Here is a 19,612-nt window from a genome sequence, read left to right on the forward strand (position 1 = left end):
GCCCTGTATGCAGTTCTGGCTGGAGGCTAAATAATATGTAGCGGTAATATTCGGGCGCTTCGAAAATATAGAATAAGCGGATTATTGTAAAGCGTAAAAGCGGTAAATAAACAGTGGCCCGTCAAATAATCGAGCCATGATGCATGATATATTAAGCAGTGATATATTCGTAAGATGGATTGTTAAGTAGGGCTAAAACGTTCTTCAAAAGCACAGGACGAATATTCTCGGGCGTTGCGCTTTCAACCCACTGGCGCATTTGCGTCATCTCCATTCCGGCGTAGCCACAGGGGTTTATGCGCTGGAAAGGGGTAAGATCCATATTAATATTCAGTGCCAGCCCGTGGAAGGAGCAGCCCTTGCGGATACGCAGCCCCAGTGAGCAAATCTTACTTTCTCCCACATAGACGCCCGGCGCATCGGCACGCGGATGGGCTTCAATACCGTATTCCGCCAGCGTGTTAACCACGGTTTGTTCCAGCAGGGTAACCAGTTCGCGAACGCCGAGCTTTCTGCGCTTCAGGTTCAGCAGAACGTACATCACCTGCTGCCCGGGCCCGTGGTACGTGACCTGCCCACCGCGATCGCTTTGAATTACCGGGATATCACCCGTCATCAATAAATGTTCCGCTTTTCCCGCCTGTCCCTGTGTAAATACCGGCAGGTGTTCGACCAGCCAGATCTCATCAGGGGTGGTGTCATCGCGTGAATCGGTGAAATCATGCATGGCCTGGGAGACAGGCTCGTAAGGTTGCAGCCCGAGATGACGGACAAGAATTTTATCCTGATACAAAAGGACGTCTCCGAAGACGAGGGACAAAAGGTGAGGGAGAGTATATCACAAGCGGGGAGGCGGGTTACCCGGCAAACCGGGTAACCGCAGAGGGACTACAGCACCATACGAACAATTTCGATATTGCCGAGCTCTTCGTACAGCGTCTCAACCTGCTCAATGTGGGTTGCGGTAATGGTAATGGATACCGAGTGGTAGTTGCCCTTGCTGCTTGGTTTTACTGACGGAGAGTAGTCACCCGGCGCATGGCGCTGTACCACTTCAACCACCTGATCAACCAGCTCAGGTTTCGCCAGACCCATTACTTTGTAGGTAAACGGGGTAGGGAATTCAAGCAGTTCGTTAAGTTTGGTTTTCATGTCAGCTCCGGCGTAACGTCAAAAAGAATAACTCCCACGACAGGTGGGAGTTATCAGGATATCTAGTATATGGGGATCAAAATCACACTTTCAAGTGTTCAATTTTTAGCCAAACCAGTGATGGAACATCAATTTAATGTAATCAATGATTTTGCCGAAGAAATTGCCTTCCGGGATTTCTTGCAGAACAACCAGCGGACGCTGATCGATGGTTTTACCATCCAGCTGGAAGTTGATGGTGCCCACCACCTGGTTTTTCTGCAGTGGCGCGTGCAGCTCAGTGGTGTTCAGCACGTAGCTGGCTTTCAGATCTTTCATGCGACCACGAGGAATGGTCAGGTACAGATCTTTATCCACACCAAGGGAAGCACGGTCGTTATCACCGAACCAGACTGGCTCAGAAGCAAACTCTTTACCGGCTTTCAACGGGTTCACGGTTTCGAAGAAACGGAAGCCCCAGGTCAGCAGTTTCTTGCTTTCCGTCTCACGACCTTTGAAGGTACGACCACCCATCACGGCAGAGATCAGACGCATCTGACCTTCGGTGGCAGAAGCAACCAGGTTGTAGCCAGCTTTATCGGTATGGCCAGTTTTGATGCCGTCAACGTTCAGGCTGTTATCCCACAGCAGGCCGTTACGGTTGGTCTGACGGATACCGTTGAAGGTGAACTCTTTCTCTTTATAGATGGAGTATTCGTTCGGCACGTCACGGATCAGCGCCTGACCAATCAACGCCATATCACGTGCGGAGCTGTACTGACCATCTGCGTCCAGACCATGTACGGTCTGGAAATGGCTGTTCTTCAGACCCAGCGCGGTGACGTAGCTGTTCATCAGACCGACGAAGGCATCCTGGCTTCCCGCGGCGAAATCGGCCATTGCCACGCACGCATCGTTACCGGATTGCAGGTTAATACCACGGATCAGCTGAGAAACAGGAACCTGCATGCCCGGTTTCAGGAACATCAATGATGAACCTTTAAATACCGGGTTGCCGGTTGCCCACGCATCGTTACCGATGGTGACCAGATCCGTTTCTTTGAACTTCCCTGCTTTCATGGCCTGGCCGATAACGTAGCTGGTCATCATTTTGGTCAGGCTGGCCGGATCGCGGCGGGCGTCGGCATTCTGTTCAGCCAGCACTTTGCCAGAGTTATAGTCGATCAGGATATACGATTCCGCGTCGATTTGCGGAACGCCAGGGATCATGGTCTTGATATTCAGGTCATCGGCGTGAGCTGCAGAGAGAGCAGTTGCGCAAAGGGCCGTGGTCAGCGCCATGCGCTGCACAAAACGAGCAGAAAAAGTGGTCTTCATGGTCAGAACAACGACATCCGTGATGGAATTAAAAAAAGTGCCTTACTATAGCAAATGCTATTCAGGCAGGCATCCGACTTTAAGCATGAGTTTGTGAATGTGTTTTACACAAATTGACACTTTGGATGCCGCCAGTTCATTATTTCGCAACAGCGATAAATGATTGTAGTTGGGCTTCATTTTGCAGGCGCTGCTGCAGAGACGCTGCCTGCGATTTGCTGGCAAACGGTCCCATCTGAATACGCCATACTGCGCCGTTTTGCGCAACGCGTCCCGGAACACCAAACTGCTGGCTCAGACGCTGTTGATACTGCTGTGCACGGGCCTGATCGCTTACCGCCCCAACCTGAACCACAAAGCCGCCGCTGGCCGCCGCTGGAGCCGCAACCGGTGTGCTTTGCGCCGTCGCCGGAGCCGTTACGGGCGCAGGCTCTGGGGCAGGAGCGACAACAGGAGCCGGTGCTGGCGTTGGTTCGCTGCCTTCCAGCACGCCGGTGGCTAACGTGGTCGGCGCGCCAAGGAAGCCGCTACTCTTTACCGGCGCACCCGTCGTGTCTTCGCTCTGCAACGTATCATTGCTGATTGGGCGCACTTCTCCTGCTGGCTGAGAAGGCTCTGCCGGAGAAGAGACGCTTCCCATGCCGCCGTCCAGGTTCGGGCGGTCGGGAAGGGCATAAGTCTGTTTCGCCACCGTCGTACACGCGGTACCTGGCCCGGAGAGGGTGCCATCCTGCGCCACGATAATCGGGTCAATACGGACTTTGGTATTGTTCGAGGTGTTCAGGCGGTCTGCAGCCGCGCGTGACAGGGAGATCACCCGGTCGTTACCGTAGGGACCACGATCGTTAATGCGTACCACGATCATACGACCATTCGCCAGGTTGGTGATACGGGCGTAGCTCGGGACAGGCAGGGTCGGGTGAGCCGCCGTCAGTTGCATCGGATCGAACGCTTCGCCGGTCGCCGTCAGGTTGCTGCCTGGCTCGGCATCATAAATGGCGGCAAAGCCAGCCTGGCTAAAGCGGGAGGGATCCTGAACAATTTTGTAGCTTTTGCCATCGCGCTCGTAATCCTGATTCGCGCTGGCATTGAGCGGTTCATAAACGGGATCGGCACCGCTGATTTCAACGATCGGGCCATTACAAACCGCAGGCTGCGGCGGCGCGACGGTTGCCTGTTGCTGACCATCATCACTTGTGCAGGCCGCAAGTAAACTTGCCGCAATGCAGATCCCCAGCCACTGCTTACGCATTCCGATCCCCTTATTTTTATACGCTTTTTGACAACATTTTTCTGTGGGTATGGATCGACATCACGATACCAAACCCGGCCATCAACACGATCAGTGCCGAGCCTCCGTAGCTCACCAGCGGGAGCGGGACGCCAACAACCGGCAGAATACCACTCACCATACCAATATTTACGAAGACATAAACGAATAAAATCAGCATCAACCCTCCTGCCATCACGCGGCCAAAGGTGGTTTGCGCACGCGCGGCGATCCACAGCCCTCGCATGATCAACAGCACATACAGCGCCAGCAGAATCAGGATGCCAACCAGGCCCAGCTCTTCCGCCAGAACCGCAAAGATAAAGTCGGTGTGGCGTTCCGGTAAGAACTCCAGCTGGGACTGGGTGCCGTGCAGCCAGCCTTTACCGCGCAGGCCGCCGGAACCGATCGCAATCTTGGACTGAATAATATGATAGCCCGCACCCAGCGGATCGGTTTCCGGATCGAGCAGCATCATGACGCGTTGTCGCTGGTAATCATGCATCAGGAAGAACCAGAGAATCGGGATGAATGCTGCCACCAGCACGACTGCAATGCCAATCAGACGCCAGCTTAAACCCGACAGGAACAGGACAAACAGGCCGGAGAGGGCGATAAGAATCGAGGTGCCGAGGTCAGGCTGCGCCGCAACCAGTAGCGTCGGCAGGAAAATCAGCACCAGCGCAATGGCGGTATTTTTCAGCGAAGGCGGGCAGACGTCACGGTTAATAAAACGCGCCACCATCAAGGGAACCGCTATTTTGGCTATTTCAGAGGGCTGGAAGCGGACAACGCCCAGATCCAGCCAGCGCTGCGCGCCTTTAGAGATGGCCCCAAAGGCATCTACCGCAACCAGCAGCACAATACAGAATATGTACAGGTACGGTGCCCAGCCTTCGTAGACCCGCGGCGGGATCTGCGCCATGACCACCATAATGACCAGACCCATCGCGATCTGGCCGATTTTGCGCTCCATCATTCCGATGTCCTGGCCGCTGGCGCTCCAGATAACCAGGGCGCTGTAAACCAGCAGAGCCAGCAGGATCAGCAGCATGGCTGGGTCGATGTGGATTTTATCCCACAGCGATTTTTTATTTGGATTATCCGTCATGATTATTGGTCCTCCGCCGCAGCGGCGGCCGGGTTTTCAGCCGGCAGTTCGGTGTTGTTATCACCCAGCATAATGTGGTCGAGGATCTGGCGCATGATGGTCCCCACGGCCGGACCTGCGCCGCCGTTTTCCAGAATCATCGCCACCGCAACCTGCGGGTTATCATAAGGGGCAAAGGCCGTCATCAGCTTATGGTCACGCAGACGTTCAGCAATGCGGTGCGCGTTATAGGTTTCATTGGCTTTCAGACCGAAGACCTGCGCAGTACCGGATTTGGCGGCCACTTTATACGGTGTGCCGGCGAAATACTTATGTGCGGTCCCGTTCGGGCGGTTCGCCACGCCGTACATACCGTCTTTGGCAATTTCCCAGTAACCGGAATGAATGTCACCCACCGGGGCTTCATGCGGCTGGATCCACGGCACTTTTTTGCCGTCTTCAACCGTACTTTGCAGCAGGTGCGGAACTTTCACTACGCCATCGTTGATGAGGATCATCATCGCTTTGTTCATCTGAATCGGGGTCGCCGTCCAGTAGCCCTGACCGATACCCACCGGAATGGTATCACCCTGATACCACGGCTTCTTAAAGCGCTTCAGCTTCCACTCACGGGTTGGCATGTTACCGGAACGTTCTTCTGAAAGGTCAACGCCGGTGTAATGTCCGTAACCGAATTTGCTCATCCACTCTGACAGGCGGTCAATGCCCATGTCATACGCAACCTGGTAGAAGAAGGTATCCGCAGACTCTTCCAGCGATTTGGTAACGTTGAGGTGACCATGGCCCCATTTTTTCCAGTCGCGATAGCGTTTTTCAGAGCCTGGTAATTGCCACCAGCCCGGGTCAAACAGACTGGTATTGCGGTTGATGACGCCCGCGCTCAGCGCAGAGACCGCCACGTACGGTTTTACCGTTGACGCTGGCGGGTAAACCCCTTGTGTGGCGCGGTTCACCAGCGGCGTATTCGGGTCATTGAGCAGACCGGAATAGTCTTTGCTGGAGATACCATCGACAAAGAGGTTCGGGTCGTAGCTTGGCATGGACACCATCGCCAGAATGCCGCCGGAACGCGGATCGGTGACGACAACGGCAGCACGGCTGCCCGCCAGTAAGGTTTCAATATACTGCTGCAGCTTGAGGTCGAGCGTCAGGTAGACGTCATGCCCCGCCTGCGGTGGCACTTCTTTGAGCTGGCGAATGACGCGGCCACGGTTGTTAACTTCAACCTCTTCATAGCCGGTCTGCCCGTGCAGGACATCTTCGTAGTAGCGTTCGATCCCCAGCTTACCGATATCGTGCGTCGCCGCGTAGTTCGCCAGTTTGCCGTCTTTATCGAGGCGTTCAACGTCTTTATCGTTGATCTTGGAAACGTAACCAATGACATGCGTCAGCGCGGAACCGTAAGGGTAGTAGCGACGCTTGTAACCTTTCACTTCCACGCCGGGAAAACGATACTGGTTCACGGCAAAGCGGGCCACCTGGACTTCCGTCAGGTTCGTTTTAACCGGGATTGAGGTGAAACGGTGGGAGCGGGCACGCTCTTTTTTGAACGCGGCGATATCATCGTCGGTCAGATCGACAACGCCTTTTAGCGCTTCAAGCGTATCCTGCACATTATCGACTTTTTCCGGCATCATTTCGATTTGATAAATGGTGCGGTTTAACGCCAGCGGAGTGCCGTTACGGTCGTAGATAATGCCGCGGCTGGGCGCGATGGGCACCAGCTTGATACGGTTTTCGTTTGAACGCGTCTGATAATCGGTAAAGCGGACAATTTGCAGATTATAGAGGTTGGCGATCAGCACGCCGGTAAGCAGCAAAATCCCCGTAAAGGCGACCAGCGCCCGGCGCACAAACAGCGCGGACTCAGCCGTATAGTCGCGAAAAGAATTCTGTAGTTTCATCCGCTGCTTAATCTACCCTGGTCAGTCACTACTCGCGGTGATATGGGTGGTTGGTAGTAATGCTCCACGCGCGATACAGGCTTTCTGCCACCAGTACCCGAACGAGCGGGTGGGGAAGCGTCAGCGCGGAGAGAGACCAACTTTGTTCAGCCGCCGCTTTGCAGGCAGGAGATAACCCTTCAGGCCCGCCAATCAACAGACTGACGTCACGACCATCCTGCTTCCAGCGCTCCAGTTCGTGCGCCAGCTGCGGCGTATCCCAGGGTTTACCTGGAATATCGAGGGTGACGATGCGGTTTTTGCCTGCGGCAGCCAGCATCAGCTCTCCCTCTTTATCGAGAATACGTTTGATATCGGCGTTCTTGCCGCGTTTCCCGGCGGGAATTTCCACCAGTTCGAACGGCATGTCTTTTGGAAAACGACGCAGATATTCAGTAAAACCGGTTTGTACCCAGTCCGGCATTTTGGTGCCGACGGCGACCAGTTGCAACTTCACGCATTAACCCCAGAGTTTTTCCAGCTCATACAGGCGACGGCTCTCTTCCTGCATGACATGGACAATCACATCGCCGAGATCGACAACCACCCAGTCAGCGGTCGCTTCACCTTCAACGCCAAGCGGTAACAGGCCTGCTGCACGCGATTCCTGAACAACGTGGTCGGCAATCGAAACAACATGACGCGTTGAAGTACCGGTGCAGATAATCATGCAGTCGGTGATGCTGGATTTACCCTTAACGTCGATAGCGATGATGTCCTGACCTTTCAGGTCATCAATTTTGTCGATAACAAAATCCTGGAGTGCTTTACCCTGCAAGTTTTCCCCCTGGGGTGAATGAGATTGTATAACTATGAATTCGTGGCCAGACAGTATACCTGAACTGACGCCAGTGTCGGGACAAATGTCTCCGGCCGGGCTTTTGAAGGCGGGTATCATCCCACCCTCCGCCTGAGATTGCATCGCCATTTTTGTAAAACAATTTCTGTAAAGCAATGATCGGCGGGAAAGTCTGGCAGCGGAGGATAACAGTATGGCTTAACCTGTCAAGGCAGGATAATCATTACGCCGCTTTTTCATGCGCCCCCGCTATGCGTCTGCGCTTTTCTGATACAACCCATGCGCGTGAATGTAGTCCAGCACAGCTGATGGCAGCAGATCGTCACAGGCTAATCCCTGCTGCAGACGCTCGCGAATGAGGGTCGCAGAAATATCGAACCACGGCGTCTCTGCCAGATAAATCTTCCCGGCAGGTTGGTTGTGCAAGTCTTCAATATTGTCTGTGAGATGCGCCTCAAGCCACTGCTGATACTGCTCTTCTCGCATGGTCAGCGGATAGCCCGGACGGCGACAGACAAGCAGGTGGCTGTTTTCCAGAATCGTTTCATACTGGTGCCAGGTGGGAAAATTGAGCAGGGAGTCCTGACCAATAATAAAGGCCAGCGGCGTGTCCGGCCCTTGCTCGGCTCGCCACTCCTGCAGCGTTTGCGACGTCCAGGACGGTGTGTCGCGGCGCAGTTCTCGCTCATCAAGGCTAAAAAGCGGTTTATCCGCGATGGCCAGAGTGAGCATCTCTTTTCTTTGCTCGCTGCTCGCCTCAGGTTGCGGACGGTGTGGCGGCACATTATTGGGCATGATGATTACGCGCTGAAGGCCGATCAGATTCGCCAGAATTTCAACCGGCTTCAGATGTCCGTAATGGACCGGGTCGAAGGTGCCACCGTACAGGGCCTGTAAAAAATGCATACTATCCATCGATAAATACGTCTGCCAGCGCCTTATGGCAGAGCAGCAGAGAGAGACTTTCCAGATCCGCCCAGACCGACTGACCATAATCTTGTTTCAACGTAAGCTCAGCGCGCATCAGAAGCTGCACGGCCTGACGCAGCTGTTCATGACTCAGGCGGTTGATGGCCTCGGTGGTCATCGCCCGACGGTTTTGCCACACCCGATGTTTATCAAACAGCGAACGTAATGGCGTATGTGCAGACTGACGCTTGAGCGTAATCAGCAGTAATAATTCACGCTGAAGAGTGCGCAGCAAAATAACCGGTTCGCTACCTTCCAGGCGCAGCTGTTGCAATATATGCAGGGCGCGTTTGCTTTTCGCTGCCAGCAGTGCATCCACCCAGTGGAAGGGCGTGAAGTGCGCGGCATCGTTAACGGCCTGCTCCACGCGTGGCAGTGTCAGCTTACCGTCTGGCCAGAGCAGGGAGAGCCTGTCCAGCGCCTGCGCCAGTGCCAGCAGGTTGCCTTCATAGCAGTAGCAGAGAAGCTGGTTTGCGGCGTCGTCCAGCTGAAGATTGTTTTGCTTCGCTCTTGTCGCGACCCATTTTGGCAGATGGGCTTGCTCAGGCGTCTGACAGGTCACCATAACCGCATTGGCCGCGAGCTGGGTAAACCAGGCCGCGTTTTCCTGCGCTTTGGTGAGCTTGTTGCCGCGCACAATAAACAGCAGATCGCTGTGCAGCAGACTGACCAGCGTTGCCAGCTGTTCATTGATGGCCGCGTTAGGGCCATTCTCCGGCAGCAGGATCTGTATGGTCTGGCGCGATGCAAAGAGGCTCATCGCCTGGCAAAGCGAGAAGAGGGCATTCCAGTCGGTGTTGTTATCCAGCTGGACGGTGTGGTGTTCATCAAAGCCCTGCGCGGCCGCCGCCTGTCGGACGGCATCCAGGCTTTCCTGAAGTAATAACGGATCGTTTCCGAGAAGCAGATACGCCGCGCGCAGCCCTTCATTGAGCTGCGCGCGGAGTTGTTCAGGATACAGCCTGATCATCAGTTACCCATGGAGGCAGAAACAGGAGGCGTGGTGGCATCCGGTTTTTCGATGATGTCAGAACCCTGTTTCGTTGACGCGGCAACGCCCGGCAGCTTACGGATCAGCTGCTCTGCGGCCTTATCGTACATTTCGTTAATGATAATCTGCTGCTCGGCGTCTTTTGCCAGAGCCGTCTGCGGGTTATCGAAGAACGAACGGTACACTTTCGTGCTGATTGGGTAGATGTCTTTACCCGGGATCAGAACGGAGGCATTAACCGACAGGACCATCTGATACTCTGCGGTACGGCCGTCCTGGAAAATGGACGCCGTGTCTTTGGCTAAGGTTGAGCCCAGAACGCGCAGGGATGGAACATCCTGACGTAACGTCCCTTTCTCAATCAACTCAACATCGTTAAGACGCAGCTGGTTTCGAATTGCCCGGCTGAGTGGACCATTCGGATCCGATGAGTCGAAAATCATCGTTTTCATTTCAGCAGGCACTGCCGTGGTATTGCGCAGATGCCAGCCACAACCAGCGGTGACAAGCACCGCCAGAGATAAGAGTATTGTTGCCAGTTGTCGCACGTTTCCTCCCGCGCTTAGCCAACGACCAGATTCAGCAATTTACCCGGTACGTAGATCACTTTACGTACGGTAACGCCCTCAAGATATTTCGCAACCAGATGTTCCTGGCCTGCGCGTTCGCGAACCTGTTCTTCGGTAGCATCGACCTCCACGGTAATTTTACCGCGAACTTTGCCGTTAACCTGGACCACAACCAGCGTGGTGTTTTCCACCATCGCGGATTCGTCAGCCACTGGCCACGGTGCGTTGTCGATATCGCCTTCGCCTTTCAGCTCCTGCCAGAGGGTGAAGCTGACGTGCGGGGTGAACGGGTTCAACATGCGAACGACGGCCAGCAGCGCTTCACGCATTAAGGCACGATCCTGCTCGCCGTCCTGCGGGGCTTTTGCCAGCTTGTTCATCAATTCCATAATAGCCGCAATTGCGGTATTGAAGGTCTGACGACGACCAATATCATCGGTCACTTTTGCAATCGTTTTATGAACATCACGACGCAGCGCCTGCTGATCTTCAGTCAGTGCCGCGACGTTCACTGCCGGAGCATCACCCTGAGAGGTGTGCTCGTAAACCAGTTTCCAGACACGCTTCAGGAAGCGGTTAGCCCCTTCAACGCCCGATTCCTGCCATTCCAGGGTCATGTCAGCCGGAGAGGCAAACATCATAAACAGACGCACGGTATCTGCGCCGTAACGCTCAACCATCACCTGAGGGTCGATGCCGTTGTTTTTAGACTTCGACATCTTGCTCATGCCGGTATAAACCAGTTCATGACCTTCGGCGTCTTTCGCCTTCACAATACGACCTTTCTCGTCGCGCTCAACGATTGCGTCAACCGGAGACACCCAGTTACGCTCGCCGTTCGCCCCGACGTAGTAGAAGGCATCGGCCAGCACCATGCCCTGACACAGCAGCTGTTTTGCTGGTTCATCAGAGTTGACCATGCCTGCGTCGCGCATCAGCTTGTGGAAGAAGCGGAAGTAGAGCAGGTGCATGATGGCGTGTTCAATACCACCGATGTAGATGTCCACAGGAAGCCAGTAGTTTGCTGCATTGGAATCCAGCATGCCTTCCTGATACTGCGGGCAGGTGTAACGCGCGTAGTACCATGACGATTCCATAAAGGTATCAAAGGTGTCAGTTTCACGCAGCGCTGGCTGGCCGTTAACGGTCGTTTTTGCCCACTCAGGATCGGCTTTGATTGGGCTGGTGATACCGTCCATGATCACATCTTCCGGCAGGATCACCGGGAGTTGATCTTCTGGCGTTGGCATCACGGTACCATCTTCCAGCGTCACCATCGGGATAGGAGCTCCCCAGTAGCGCTGGCGAGAGACACCCCAGTCGCGCAGGCGGTAGTTGACTTTACGCTCACCGACGCCCAGCGACGCTAACTTGTCGGCAATCGCGTTGAAGCCATCTTCAAAGCTCAGACCGCTGAATTCACCCGAGTTGAACAGGGTGCCTTTTTCGGTCAGGGCTTGTGCGGAGAGGTCTGGCTCAGAACCGTCAGCCGCGAGGATGACAGGCTTGATGGTCAGGCCATATTTGGTGGCAAATTCGTAGTCACGCTGATCGTGGCCTGGAACGGCCATGACGGCACCCGTACCGTACTCCATCAGCACGAAGTTGGCTGCCCAGACAGGGATTGCTTCGCCCGTCAGTGGATGGATAGCCTTAAAGCCGGTATCAACGCCTTTCTTCTCCATCGTCGCCATGTCGGCTTCGGCCACTTTGGTGTTGCGGCACTCGTCGATGAAGGCCGCCAGCTCCGGGTTGTTTTCCGCGGCTTTCTGCGCCAGCGGGTGACCAGCGGCCACGGCCAGATAGGTCGCACCCATGAAGGTGTCCGGACGGGTAGTGTAGACGGTCAGGGTCCGATCGTCGTTCTCAACGTTGAAGGTGATCTCCACGCCTTCTGAACGGCCGATCCAGTTACGCTGCATGGTCTTGACGGTATCAGGCCAGTGATCCAGATTATCCAGATCGTTCAGCAGCTCGTCAGCGTAGGCGGTGATTTTGATAAACCACTGTGGGATCTCTTTACGCTCAACTTTGGTATCACAACGCCAGCAGCAGCCGTCGATAACCTGCTCGTTCGCCAGTACGGTCTGGTCGTTCGGGCACCAGTTAACGGCAGAGGTCTTCTTGTACACCAGGCCTTTTTTGTACAGCTCGGTGAAGAATTTCTGCTCCCAGCGGTAGTATTCCGGGGTGCAGGTCGCCAGCTCGCGGCTCCAGTCATAGCCAAAGCCCAGCATTTTGAGCTGGTTTTTCATGTACGCGATGTTGTCGTACGTCCACGGGGCAGGTGCCGTGTTGTTTTTGACCGCCGCGCCTTCTGCAGGCAGACCAAACGCATCCCAGCCGATTGGCTGCAGGACGTTTTTGCCGAGCATACGCTGGTAGCGGGCAATCACATCACCAATGGTGTAGTTACGCACGTGGCCCATGTGTAGTCGACCAGAAGGATAGGGAAGCATCGACAGGCAGTAATACTTCTCTTTGCTCTCGTCTTCGGTTACTTCAAAGGTGCGCTTCTCGTCCCAGTGTTGCTGGACTTTTGATTCTATCTCTTCCGGGCGGTATTGCTCTTGCATGGCAGCCAGTGGTCCTGTTTTCAATACAGCTACAAATGTAGCCAATGGATGTGGTAATTCAGATCCGCATAGCATAGCCCAAACGCCCGCGCCAAAACAGCCTTTCGCACAAATGCGCGCGTGAGGAATTTGTCGGGTCTGTGGTTCACCTGGCAAAGCGGTGGCGAAATAAGGTCTATTATTAGAGTCAGTTACTTACCCGGGAGGCAAAATGATGAACAAGGTTGCTCAATTTTACCGAGAACTGGTGACAACACTGACGGAACGGCTGCGTAACGGCGAGCGTGATATCGATGCGCTGGTGGAACAGGCGCGGGCCCGCGTGACGCAAACGGGTGAGTTAACGCGAACCGAAGTGGAAGAGGTGACGCGCGCCGTACGCCGCGACCTGGAAGAGTTTGCGCGAAGCTACGAAGAGAGTCAGAACGAGGTTACCGACAGCGTTTTTATGCGGGTAATTAAAGAAAGCCTGTGGCAGGAGCTGGCGGATATCACCGATAAAACGCAGCTGGAGTGGCGTGAAGTCTTTCAGGACCTCAACCACCACGGGGTCTATCACAGCGGAGAAGTGGTCGGACTGGGGAATCTGGTGTGCGAGAAATGCCATCACCACATTGCAGTCTATACGCCGGATGTGTTGCCGCTGTGTCCAAAGTGTGGACACGATCAGTTCCAGCGTCGGCCGTTTGAGCCGTAAGTAAAAGCCGCCCTCTCCCTGCAGGCCAGGGGGAGGGCATCAGGCCGCAGAGCAGTTTACCATGCCCGGCGGCCATCGCTTACCGGGCCTGACTGTAATAGTTGAGTCTTTCCGCCAGCAAATCCACGAACGCTTCACGGTCGATATCCACCATCAGCGTGGTGTTGGGTTGATTGCCCGTCAGCGAATAGTAGTCCACCACCGTCATACCCTGAGTGTATTTCCCCTGGGTTTCCACGCCCACCCACCGTTCTACCGTGGTAAACATCTCCGGTTTGAGCAGCCAGGCAATGGTGCACGGATCGTGCAGCGGCGCGCCGTGAAAACCCCATTTCTCGGCTTTGTGATACGCCATAAAGAAGTCCAGCAACTCTGCGACGGTTGTCGCCACCGGGTTGCCAATGGCACGAAAGCGCGCAATGTCGTGCGCCATTATTTGTGCGCGATGGGTGACGTCCAGGCCGGCCATGACAATCGGCAGGCCAGACTGGAAGACAATCTCTGCGGCTTCCGGATCGACAAAAATGTTGAACTCCGCCGCTGGCGTCCAGTTCCCGAGTCCCATTGCGCCGCCCATGATCACGATTCGGGCGATTTTACTGTGCAATTCCGGATGGCTGTTGAGCAGCAGCGCAACGTTGGTTTGCGGGCCGGTGGCCACCAGCGTGACCGGTTCCGCGCTTTCACGCAGCACTTTCGCCATCAACTCTACGGCGGTGCAGGGTTGCGCTTCAAACCCCGGTTCGGGCAGTGCCGGGCCATCCAGCCCACTTTCACCGTGCACGTTGTCGGCAATGATCAGATCGCGCATGAGCGGTTTGACGGCACCACCGGCGACCGGTATATCGGTGCGTTTGAGCAACGTCAGCATACGCAGGACGTTACGCAGCGTTTTCTCGGGTGTCTGGTTTCCGGCAGAGGACGTAACGGCTTTGACGTCCAGTTCAGGGGAGGCAAGTGCAAGGACGAGGGCGATCGCGTCATCATGACCCGGGTCGCAATCGAGAAGGATAGGTTGTGCCATAGCGTGCTCCATACGTAGCATTATTTTGTGACAAGGTTAACGCTGCAATGTGACGCCGACGAGAAGAAGAGAGTTAAAGCGTGAAGCAGTGCGCAATCCGCAGATTGCGCACCGGGGAGATTAGTGCAGGATTTTGGCGAGGAAGTCTTTTGCTCGCTCGGATTTTGGATTGGCGAAGAACTCTTCTTTCGGCGAGTCTTCAACAATCTTCCCTTCGTCCATGAAGATCACGCGGTTCGCCACTTTGCGGGCAAAGCCCATTTCGTGGGTCACCACCATCATCGTCATCCCTTCGTGCGCCAGCTCAACCATTACGTCCAGCACTTCGTTGATCATCTCGGGATCGAGAGCGGAAGTCGGTTCATCAAACAGCATGGCGACCGGATCCATACACAGGGCGCGGGCAATAGCCACACGCTGCTGCTGACCGCCAGAGAGCTGCGCCGGAAATTTATCAGCATGCGCAGAGAGCCCCACGCGTTCCAGCAGTTTCAGACCTTTATCGCGCGCGAGCTTTTTATCGCGTTTCAGCACTTTTACCTGCGCCAGCGTCAGGTTCTCGATAATGGAGAGGTGCGGAAACAGCTCAAAGTGCTGGAACACCATGCCGACGTGGGAACGCAGCTGAGCAAGGTTGGTTTTCCTGTCATTGACTTTGGTGCCATTGACGAGGATCTCACCTTGCTGCACCGGCTCCAGGCCGTTAACGGTTTTGATCAGCGTGGATTTACCGGAGCCGGATGGCCCACATACCACCACCACGTCACCTTTTTTCACTTCGGTTGAGCAGTCGGTCAGCACCTGAAAGTGCCCGTACCATTTAGAAACATTTTTCAGGGAAATCATTATACAGTCCTTTTCTTCAGCCAGCTGACCAACAGCGACGCGCTTAAACTAATCACAAAATAGACGCCACCCGCGAAGAGCACCATTTCGACCTGCGTACCGTCACGTTCACCGATGGTAGACGCGGTACGGAAGAAGTCTGCCAGGCTCAGTACGTAGACCAGAGAGGTATCCTGGAACAGTACGATGCCCTGGGTCAGCAGGAGGGGAACCATGGCGCGAAACGCCTGCGGCAGAATAATGAGCTGCATGGATTGCCAGTGCGTCATCCCCAACGCCAGCGCGGCGCTGGACTGCCCACGTGAAATACTCTGAATACCCGCTCGGATAATCTCTGAATAGTAAGCAGCCTCAAACATTGAGAACGCGACCATCGCGGAGATCAGGCGGATATCGGTTTTCGGCGACAGCCCCAGCACGTTTTGCAGAAAGCCGGGAACAATCAGGTAAAACCACAGCAGTACCATCACCAGGGGGATGGAGCGGAAAACGTTAACGTAGGCCGTGGCAAACCAGGCGAACGGTTTAAAAGCCGACAGGCGCATGACCGCCAGCAGGGTGCCCCAGACGATACCCACCACAATAGCAATCACGGTGATTTTTAAGGTGATCAGCAGGCCATCCAGCAGGTAAGGCATGGATGGAACGATAGAACTCCAGTCAAATTCGTACATTATTTGCCCCCCAGATTGCCCGGCAGGCGGATTTTGCGTTCAACCAGGTTCATCACCAGCATGATGAAAGTGTTAATCAGAACATAGGCGAGTGTGATCGCTGTGAAGGATTCCCACGCGTGGGCGGAATAATCCAGCAGCTTGCCCGCCTGTGCGGCCATATCCACCAGACCGATGGTCGAGGCGATGGCCGAGTTTTTCACCAGGTTCATCATCTCAGACGTCATCGGTGGAACAATGACGCGGTAAGCGTTAGGCAGCAGTACATAGCGGTAAGTTTGTGGCAGCGTCAGGCCCATCGCCAGGCCAGCATTTTTTTGTCCGCGCGGCAGTGACTGAATGGCGGCACGCACCTGCTCGCAAACGCGCGCGGCGGTGAAGAGCCCCAGGCAGAGCATGGAGGAGACAAAGAACTGCACGTTCGGATCCAGTTCCGACTTAAACCACATGCCAATATTTTCCGGCAGCAGTTCCGGGACGACCAGATACCAGGTGAAAAATTGCACAATCAGCGGAACGTTACGGAACAGTTCCACATACAGGGTGCCGAGAGATGAGAGAAAACGGTTAGGCACGGTGCGCAAAATACCGAACAGTGAACCGACAAGAAACGCGATAATCCACGCCGTGATCGATAAGGCGACGGTAACCTGAAAACCGCTCCACAGCCAGCCAAGATAGGTGGTGTTGCCGAACGGGGCTTGTTGCAGGAATATGCCCCAGTTCCAGTCTATTGACATAATAAACTCCAGAAAAAAAAGGGTAGCAGCGCTACCCTCGAAGATTGGTGAGAAGCTCATTTTTCGCGCTGAGTGGGGAACGACCACTCAACGTATAGTCTGTCCATGCTTCCCGACAATCGAGAGGGCAGGAGATCCCGCCCCTGTTGTTCTAATTAGTTAAGAGCCTTGTCGTTTGGTGATTTGAACAGCGCTTTCATGTCGTCAGACAGTTCGAAGTTCATGTTAAGATTTTTGGGTGGAATCGGGTTCTTGAACCATTTATCGAACCATTTTTCCGCTTCACCGGAGGTCTGAACCTGAGCGATGGTGTCATCGATCAGCTTCTTGAACTGCGGATCGTCTTTACGCAGCATACAGCCGTACGCTTCTTTAGATTGCGCCGTGCCGACGATATCCCAGTTGTCTGGTTTCTTCGCTTTTGCACGTTCGCCTGCCAGCAGGGCATCATCCATCATAAACGCCACAGCACGGCCACTTTCCAGGGTACGGAAAGAGTCGCCATGATCTTTCGCGCTGATGATGCGCATATCCATTTTCTTCTCGTCGTTCAGCTTGTGCAGCAGCACTTCGGAAGTGGTACCGGAGGTAACAACGACGGCTTTGCCTTTCAGGTCCGCAAAGTCTTTGATCTCGCCGCCTTTCTTGGTCAGCAGGCGGGTGCCCACGACGAAGATGGTGTCAGAGAAGGCAGCCTGTTTCTGACGCTCAAGGTTGTTGGTGGTGGAACCGCACTCAAAATCGAACGTGCCGTTTTGCAGCAGTGGAATACGGTTTTGTGAAGTGATTGGAATCAGCTTCACCTGCAGGTCAGGTTTGTTCAGCTTTTTCTTCACAGCTTCAACGATAGCGTTGGAGTAATCCTGTGAATAGCCCACGACTTTTTGCGTGTTGTCGTAGTAAGAGAACGGGACAGAAGATTCACGGTGGCCGACCACGATCACGCCGTTTTTGGCAATCTTGTCGAGAGTGCTCCCGGCAGCCGGAGCATCTTCAGCGTGAACGACGCTTGCCGACATCCCCATAACCAGCATTGCTGTGGCCAGTTTACGTAATTGCATACCCAACTCCTTTCTTATCAGCGCCAGTGACGCATTGATACCCATTGTGATGTTGTTATATCTCGCGCTATGCGAGTGCAGTGTTATGCAAGCTTGTTAACATTTAGTCTGGCTTAATGTAAAGATTTTGCTGCGTTATTGTTTATTTTTGCGAAGCGCGCCGCACCAATCAGAGGCAAATATCTCTCGTTGCACCGTTTCGGTGCTACCGGTGATCTACGCTGGTGCGACGAAGTTGCACGTTAAGCCAAACTGCGTTTACGTGGGGAAATAAAGCAAGAGACGTGCCAGAAATGCCCTCTCCCAACGGGAGAGGGGAAGGGAGGGGAAATTATCGACGACGCTGACGCAAGCTCATCAGCACCGCGCCAAACCCGAACAGCGCGGTCAGGAGCCACAGCGGCCAGTTGCCGGTGCGGGCATAAGGCGTCAGGCCCGTCGCAGGCGTGACGTTGGTCGTCAGCACTTCACGGGTGAACTGCGGGATCATGGCCTGGATTTCGCCCTGCGGGCCAATCACGGCGGTAATGCCATTGTTGGTGCTACGCAGCAGCGGGCGCGCCAGCTCCAGGGAGCGCATCCGCGCCATCTGGAAATGCTGCCACGGGCCAATCGACTTACCAAACCAGGCATCGTTGGAGATAGTCAGCAGGAAGTCAGTGTCCGGACGGAAGTTATCGCGCACCTGCTCGCCGAGGATAATTTCGTAGCAGATGGCCGCCGTCAGGGCAAAACCGTGCGCATGCAGTTGGGGCTGAACGTACGGGCCACGGCTGAATGAGGACATCGGCAGGTCAAAGAACGGTGCTAACGGGCGCAGAATGGACTCCAGCGGTACAAATTCGCCAAACGGAACCAGGTGATTCTTGTTATACCGGTCAGTGGAGTTGTAGCTGTATTCGCTGTCTTTACCCAGCGTAATGATGGTGTTGTAGGTGTCATAGCGGTTCTGCTGATTCAGACGCGCATCGACAATCCCGGTAACCAGCGTACTGCCGCGAGCCAGCAGTAGATCGTTCATCATGTTCAGGAACGGCTGCTGGTTAATTTCCAGATCCGGAATCGCCGACTCTGGCCAGATGATCAGCTGCGATTTACCCATGACCGCCTCGGTGGCGTTAGCGTAGATCTTCAGCGTGTTCAACAGCTCTTTCTCGTCCCATTTCATTGACTGAGGGATATTCCCCTGCACCATTGAAACCTGTGTAGTGCGCTCTGGCACCAGGCTGTACCACTGGATATAACGCAGTGGGAAAGGCAGGGCAAACAACACCAGCGCCACGACCAGCGTCTTCCAGCTACGTGTGGCCAGCGCCAGGACCAGCAGTCCGCTCACCACCATCAACAGGAAGTTAATCGCTTCAACGCCCATTACCGGAGCAAGCCCCTTTAGCGGGCCATCAATCTGACTGTAACCGAACTGCAGCCACGGGAAGCCAGTCAGTACCCAGCCGCGAAGGAACTCGGTAATTTGCCAGACAACCGGCGCAGCAATGGCAACGCGCAGCCAGGTGGTTTTTGGCCACAGGCGAGAAAGGATACCCGCGAACAGGCCGGTATAGAGCGAGAGATAAGCGGCCAGCAGCACCACGAGGAAGACGTTAACGGGTCCTGGCATACCGCCAAACTGGGCGATGCTGACATAGACCCAGTTGATGCCGGAGCCAAACAGCCCCAGTCCCCAGAAGTAGCCAATCGCTGCCGCCTGGACGGGACGACGATTCAGGGTTAAACCCTGAAGTCCCATCAGGGAGAGAATGGCTGCAGGCCAGATATCGTAAGGAGAAAAAGCCAGCGTTCCGCTGGCTCCGAGTAACAGCGCCAGCAGCAAACGTACGCGCTGGCGTTCAAGTAATGGGGCAAATGCCATTTA

19 protein-coding genes are annotated in these 19,612 nt (G+C 54.8%); 1 reads left to right on the top strand and 18 read right to left on the bottom strand.

The window, feature by feature from the left end; genetic code table 11:
* Nucleotides 1–151 precede the first annotated feature (151 nt).
* The 12 genes from lipB to leuS form a co-directional block, all read right to left on the bottom strand.
* Complete coding sequence (gene lipB / locus QMG44_RS02410; protein WP_020885000.1) at nucleotides 152–793, bottom strand: lipoyl(octanoyl) transferase LipB; 642 nt, start codon at nucleotides 791–793, stop codon at nucleotides 152–154.
* Between the two features lie 95 nt (nucleotides 794–888).
* Nucleotides 889–1,152 carry a DUF493 family protein YbeD gene (gene ybeD, locus QMG44_RS02415; protein WP_003858718.1) on the bottom strand — a complete coding sequence of 88 codons (264 nt, stop codon included), beginning with the start codon at nucleotides 1,150–1,152 and terminating at the stop codon, nucleotides 889–891.
* Between the two features lie 105 nt (nucleotides 1,153–1,257).
* A complete protein-coding gene (gene dacA, locus QMG44_RS02420; RefSeq protein ID WP_014169116.1) occupies nucleotides 1,258–2,469 on the bottom strand; it encodes a D-alanyl-D-alanine carboxypeptidase DacA in 1,212 nt (403 codons plus the stop codon).
* A 139-nt stretch (nucleotides 2,470–2,608) separates the two neighbouring features.
* Complete coding sequence (rlpA, locus tag QMG44_RS02425) at nucleotides 2,609–3,721, bottom strand: endolytic peptidoglycan transglycosylase RlpA (protein ID WP_086532800.1); 1,113 nt, start codon at nucleotides 3,719–3,721, stop codon at nucleotides 2,609–2,611.
* A 16-nt stretch (nucleotides 3,722–3,737) separates the two neighbouring features.
* The gene (mrdB, locus tag QMG44_RS02430; RefSeq protein ID WP_014169118.1) at nucleotides 3,738–4,850 is read right to left on the bottom strand and encodes a peptidoglycan glycosyltransferase MrdB; all 1,113 of its coding nucleotides are present in this window, start codon (nucleotides 4,848–4,850) and stop codon (nucleotides 3,738–3,740) included.
* Between the two features lie 2 nt (nucleotides 4,851–4,852).
* On the bottom strand, nucleotides 4,853–6,754 hold the full coding sequence (gene mrdA, locus QMG44_RS02435) for a peptidoglycan DD-transpeptidase MrdA (RefSeq protein WP_014169119.1): 1,902 nt from the start codon (nucleotides 6,752–6,754) through the stop codon (nucleotides 4,853–4,855).
* Nucleotides 6,755–6,782: 28 nt separating this feature from the next.
* Nucleotides 6,783–7,250 carry a 23S rRNA (pseudouridine(1915)-N(3))-methyltransferase RlmH gene (rlmH, locus tag QMG44_RS02440; RefSeq protein WP_003858701.1) on the bottom strand — a complete coding sequence of 156 codons (468 nt, stop codon included), beginning with the start codon at nucleotides 7,248–7,250 and terminating at the stop codon, nucleotides 6,783–6,785.
* Nucleotides 7,251–7,253: 3 nt separating this feature from the next.
* Nucleotides 7,254–7,571, bottom strand: a complete 318-nt coding sequence (gene rsfS / locus QMG44_RS02445) for a ribosome silencing factor (protein WP_003858696.1) — start codon at nucleotides 7,569–7,571, stop codon at nucleotides 7,254–7,256.
* A gap of 270 nt (nucleotides 7,572–7,841) precedes the next feature.
* Nucleotides 7,842–8,507 (bottom strand): nicotinate-nucleotide adenylyltransferase, encoded by a 666-nt coding sequence (gene nadD / locus QMG44_RS02450; protein WP_086532799.1) that lies wholly within the window; start codon nucleotides 8,505–8,507, stop codon nucleotides 7,842–7,844.
* Nucleotides 8,500–9,531 carry a DNA polymerase III subunit delta gene (gene holA, locus QMG44_RS02455; RefSeq protein WP_086532798.1) on the bottom strand — a complete coding sequence of 344 codons (1,032 nt, stop codon included), beginning with the start codon at nucleotides 9,529–9,531 and terminating at the stop codon, nucleotides 8,500–8,502. The genes nadD and holA overlap by 8 nt, the downstream gene beginning before the upstream one ends.
* Nucleotides 9,531–10,100, bottom strand: coding sequence for an LPS assembly lipoprotein LptE (gene lptE / locus QMG44_RS02460; protein WP_025204672.1), 570 nt, complete (start codon nucleotides 10,098–10,100; stop codon nucleotides 9,531–9,533). The genes holA and lptE overlap by 1 nt, the downstream gene beginning before the upstream one ends.
* Before the next feature lie 14 nt (nucleotides 10,101–10,114).
* Nucleotides 10,115–12,697, bottom strand: a complete 2,583-nt coding sequence (gene leuS, locus QMG44_RS02465; protein ID WP_165764058.1) for a leucine--tRNA ligase — start codon at nucleotides 12,695–12,697, stop codon at nucleotides 10,115–10,117.
* A 214-nt stretch (nucleotides 12,698–12,911) separates the two neighbouring features.
* On the opposite strand from leuS, the gene QMG44_RS02470 reads away from it, so the two are divergent.
* Nucleotides 12,912–13,394 (top strand): zinc ribbon-containing protein, encoded by a 483-nt coding sequence (locus tag QMG44_RS02470; RefSeq protein WP_025204671.1) that lies wholly within the window; start codon nucleotides 12,912–12,914, stop codon nucleotides 13,392–13,394.
* Nucleotides 13,395–13,473: 79 nt separating this feature from the next.
* Here the strand turns inward: QMG44_RS02470 and rihA are convergent, their stop codons facing one another.
* The 6 genes from rihA to lnt form a co-directional block, all read right to left on the bottom strand.
* Entirely contained in the window at nucleotides 13,474–14,418 is a 945-nt protein-coding gene (gene rihA, locus QMG44_RS02475) for a pyrimidine-specific ribonucleoside hydrolase RihA (protein WP_020884993.1), read from the bottom strand.
* A gap of 120 nt (nucleotides 14,419–14,538) precedes the next feature.
* Nucleotides 14,539–15,264 carry an amino acid ABC transporter ATP-binding protein gene (locus tag QMG44_RS02480; protein ID WP_014169127.1) on the bottom strand — a complete coding sequence of 242 codons (726 nt, stop codon included), beginning with the start codon at nucleotides 15,262–15,264 and terminating at the stop codon, nucleotides 14,539–14,541.
* Complete coding sequence (gene gltK / locus QMG44_RS02485; protein WP_014169128.1) at nucleotides 15,264–15,938, bottom strand: glutamate/aspartate ABC transporter permease GltK; 675 nt, start codon at nucleotides 15,936–15,938, stop codon at nucleotides 15,264–15,266. The genes QMG44_RS02480 and gltK overlap by 1 nt, the downstream gene beginning before the upstream one ends.
* Nucleotides 15,938–16,678 carry an amino acid ABC transporter permease gene (locus tag QMG44_RS02490; protein WP_020884992.1) on the bottom strand — a complete coding sequence of 247 codons (741 nt, stop codon included), beginning with the start codon at nucleotides 16,676–16,678 and terminating at the stop codon, nucleotides 15,938–15,940. Before QMG44_RS02490 ends, gltK begins: the two co-directional genes overlap by 1 nt.
* A 155-nt stretch (nucleotides 16,679–16,833) precedes the next feature.
* A complete protein-coding gene (locus tag QMG44_RS02495) occupies nucleotides 16,834–17,739 on the bottom strand; it encodes an amino acid ABC transporter substrate-binding protein (protein ID WP_020884991.1) in 906 nt (301 codons plus the stop codon).
* 331 nt (nucleotides 17,740–18,070) lie between these two features.
* Nucleotides 18,071–19,609, bottom strand: a complete 1,539-nt coding sequence (gene lnt / locus QMG44_RS02500; protein ID WP_086532796.1) for an apolipoprotein N-acyltransferase — start codon at nucleotides 19,607–19,609, stop codon at nucleotides 18,071–18,073.
* Nucleotides 19,610–19,612 lie beyond the last annotated feature (3 nt).

The sequence above is a fragment of the Enterobacter sp. 200527-13 genome, from assembly GCF_027924865.1.
In the GTDB taxonomy this organism is placed as follows: Bacteria; Pseudomonadota; Gammaproteobacteria; order Enterobacterales; family Enterobacteriaceae; genus Enterobacter; species Enterobacter ludwigii.

Bases quoted from the DNA above. Each gene is read 5' to 3' on its own strand.
- nadD (WP_086532799.1), bottom strand. From the start codon at position 8,507: ATGGATAGTATGCATTTTTTACAGGCCCTGTACGGTGGCACCTTCGAC.
- rlpA (WP_086532800.1), bottom strand. From the start codon at position 3,721: ATGCGTAAGCAGTGGCTGGGGATCTGCATTGCGGCAAGTTTACTTGCG.
- gltK (WP_014169128.1), bottom strand. From the start codon at position 15,938: ATGTACGAATTTGACTGGAGTTCTATCGTTCCATCCATGCCTTACCTG.
- dacA (WP_014169116.1), bottom strand. From the start codon at position 2,469: ATGAAGACCACTTTTTCTGCTCGTTTTGTGCAGCGCATGGCGCTGACC.
- lnt (WP_086532796.1), bottom strand. From the start codon at position 19,609: ATGGCATTTGCCCCATTACTTGAACGCCAGCGCGTACGTTTGCTGCTG.
- rihA (WP_020884993.1), bottom strand. From the start codon at position 14,418: ATGGCACAACCTATCCTTCTCGATTGCGACCCGGGTCATGATGACGCG.
- QMG44_RS02495 (WP_020884991.1), bottom strand. From the start codon at position 17,739: ATGCAATTACGTAAACTGGCCACAGCAATGCTGGTTATGGGGATGTCG.
- QMG44_RS02490 (WP_020884992.1), bottom strand. From the start codon at position 16,678: ATGTCAATAGACTGGAACTGGGGCATATTCCTGCAACAAGCCCCGTTC.
- mrdB (WP_014169118.1), bottom strand. From the start codon at position 4,850: ATGACGGATAATCCAAATAAAAAATCGCTGTGGGATAAAATCCACATC.
- leuS (WP_165764058.1), bottom strand. From the start codon at position 12,697: ATGCAAGAGCAATACCGCCCGGAAGAGATAGAATCAAAAGTCCAGCAA.
- mrdA (WP_014169119.1), bottom strand. From the start codon at position 6,754: ATGAAACTACAGAATTCTTTTCGCGACTATACGGCTGAGTCCGCGCTG.
- holA (WP_086532798.1), bottom strand. From the start codon at position 9,531: ATGATCAGGCTGTATCCTGAACAACTCCGCGCGCAGCTCAATGAAGGG.
- ybeD (WP_003858718.1), bottom strand. From the start codon at position 1,152: ATGAAAACCAAACTTAACGAACTGCTTGAATTCCCTACCCCGTTTACC.
- QMG44_RS02470 (WP_025204671.1), top strand. From the start codon at position 12,912: ATGAACAAGGTTGCTCAATTTTACCGAGAACTGGTGACAACACTGACG.
- QMG44_RS02480 (WP_014169127.1), bottom strand. From the start codon at position 15,264: ATGATTTCCCTGAAAAATGTTTCTAAATGGTACGGGCACTTTCAGGTG.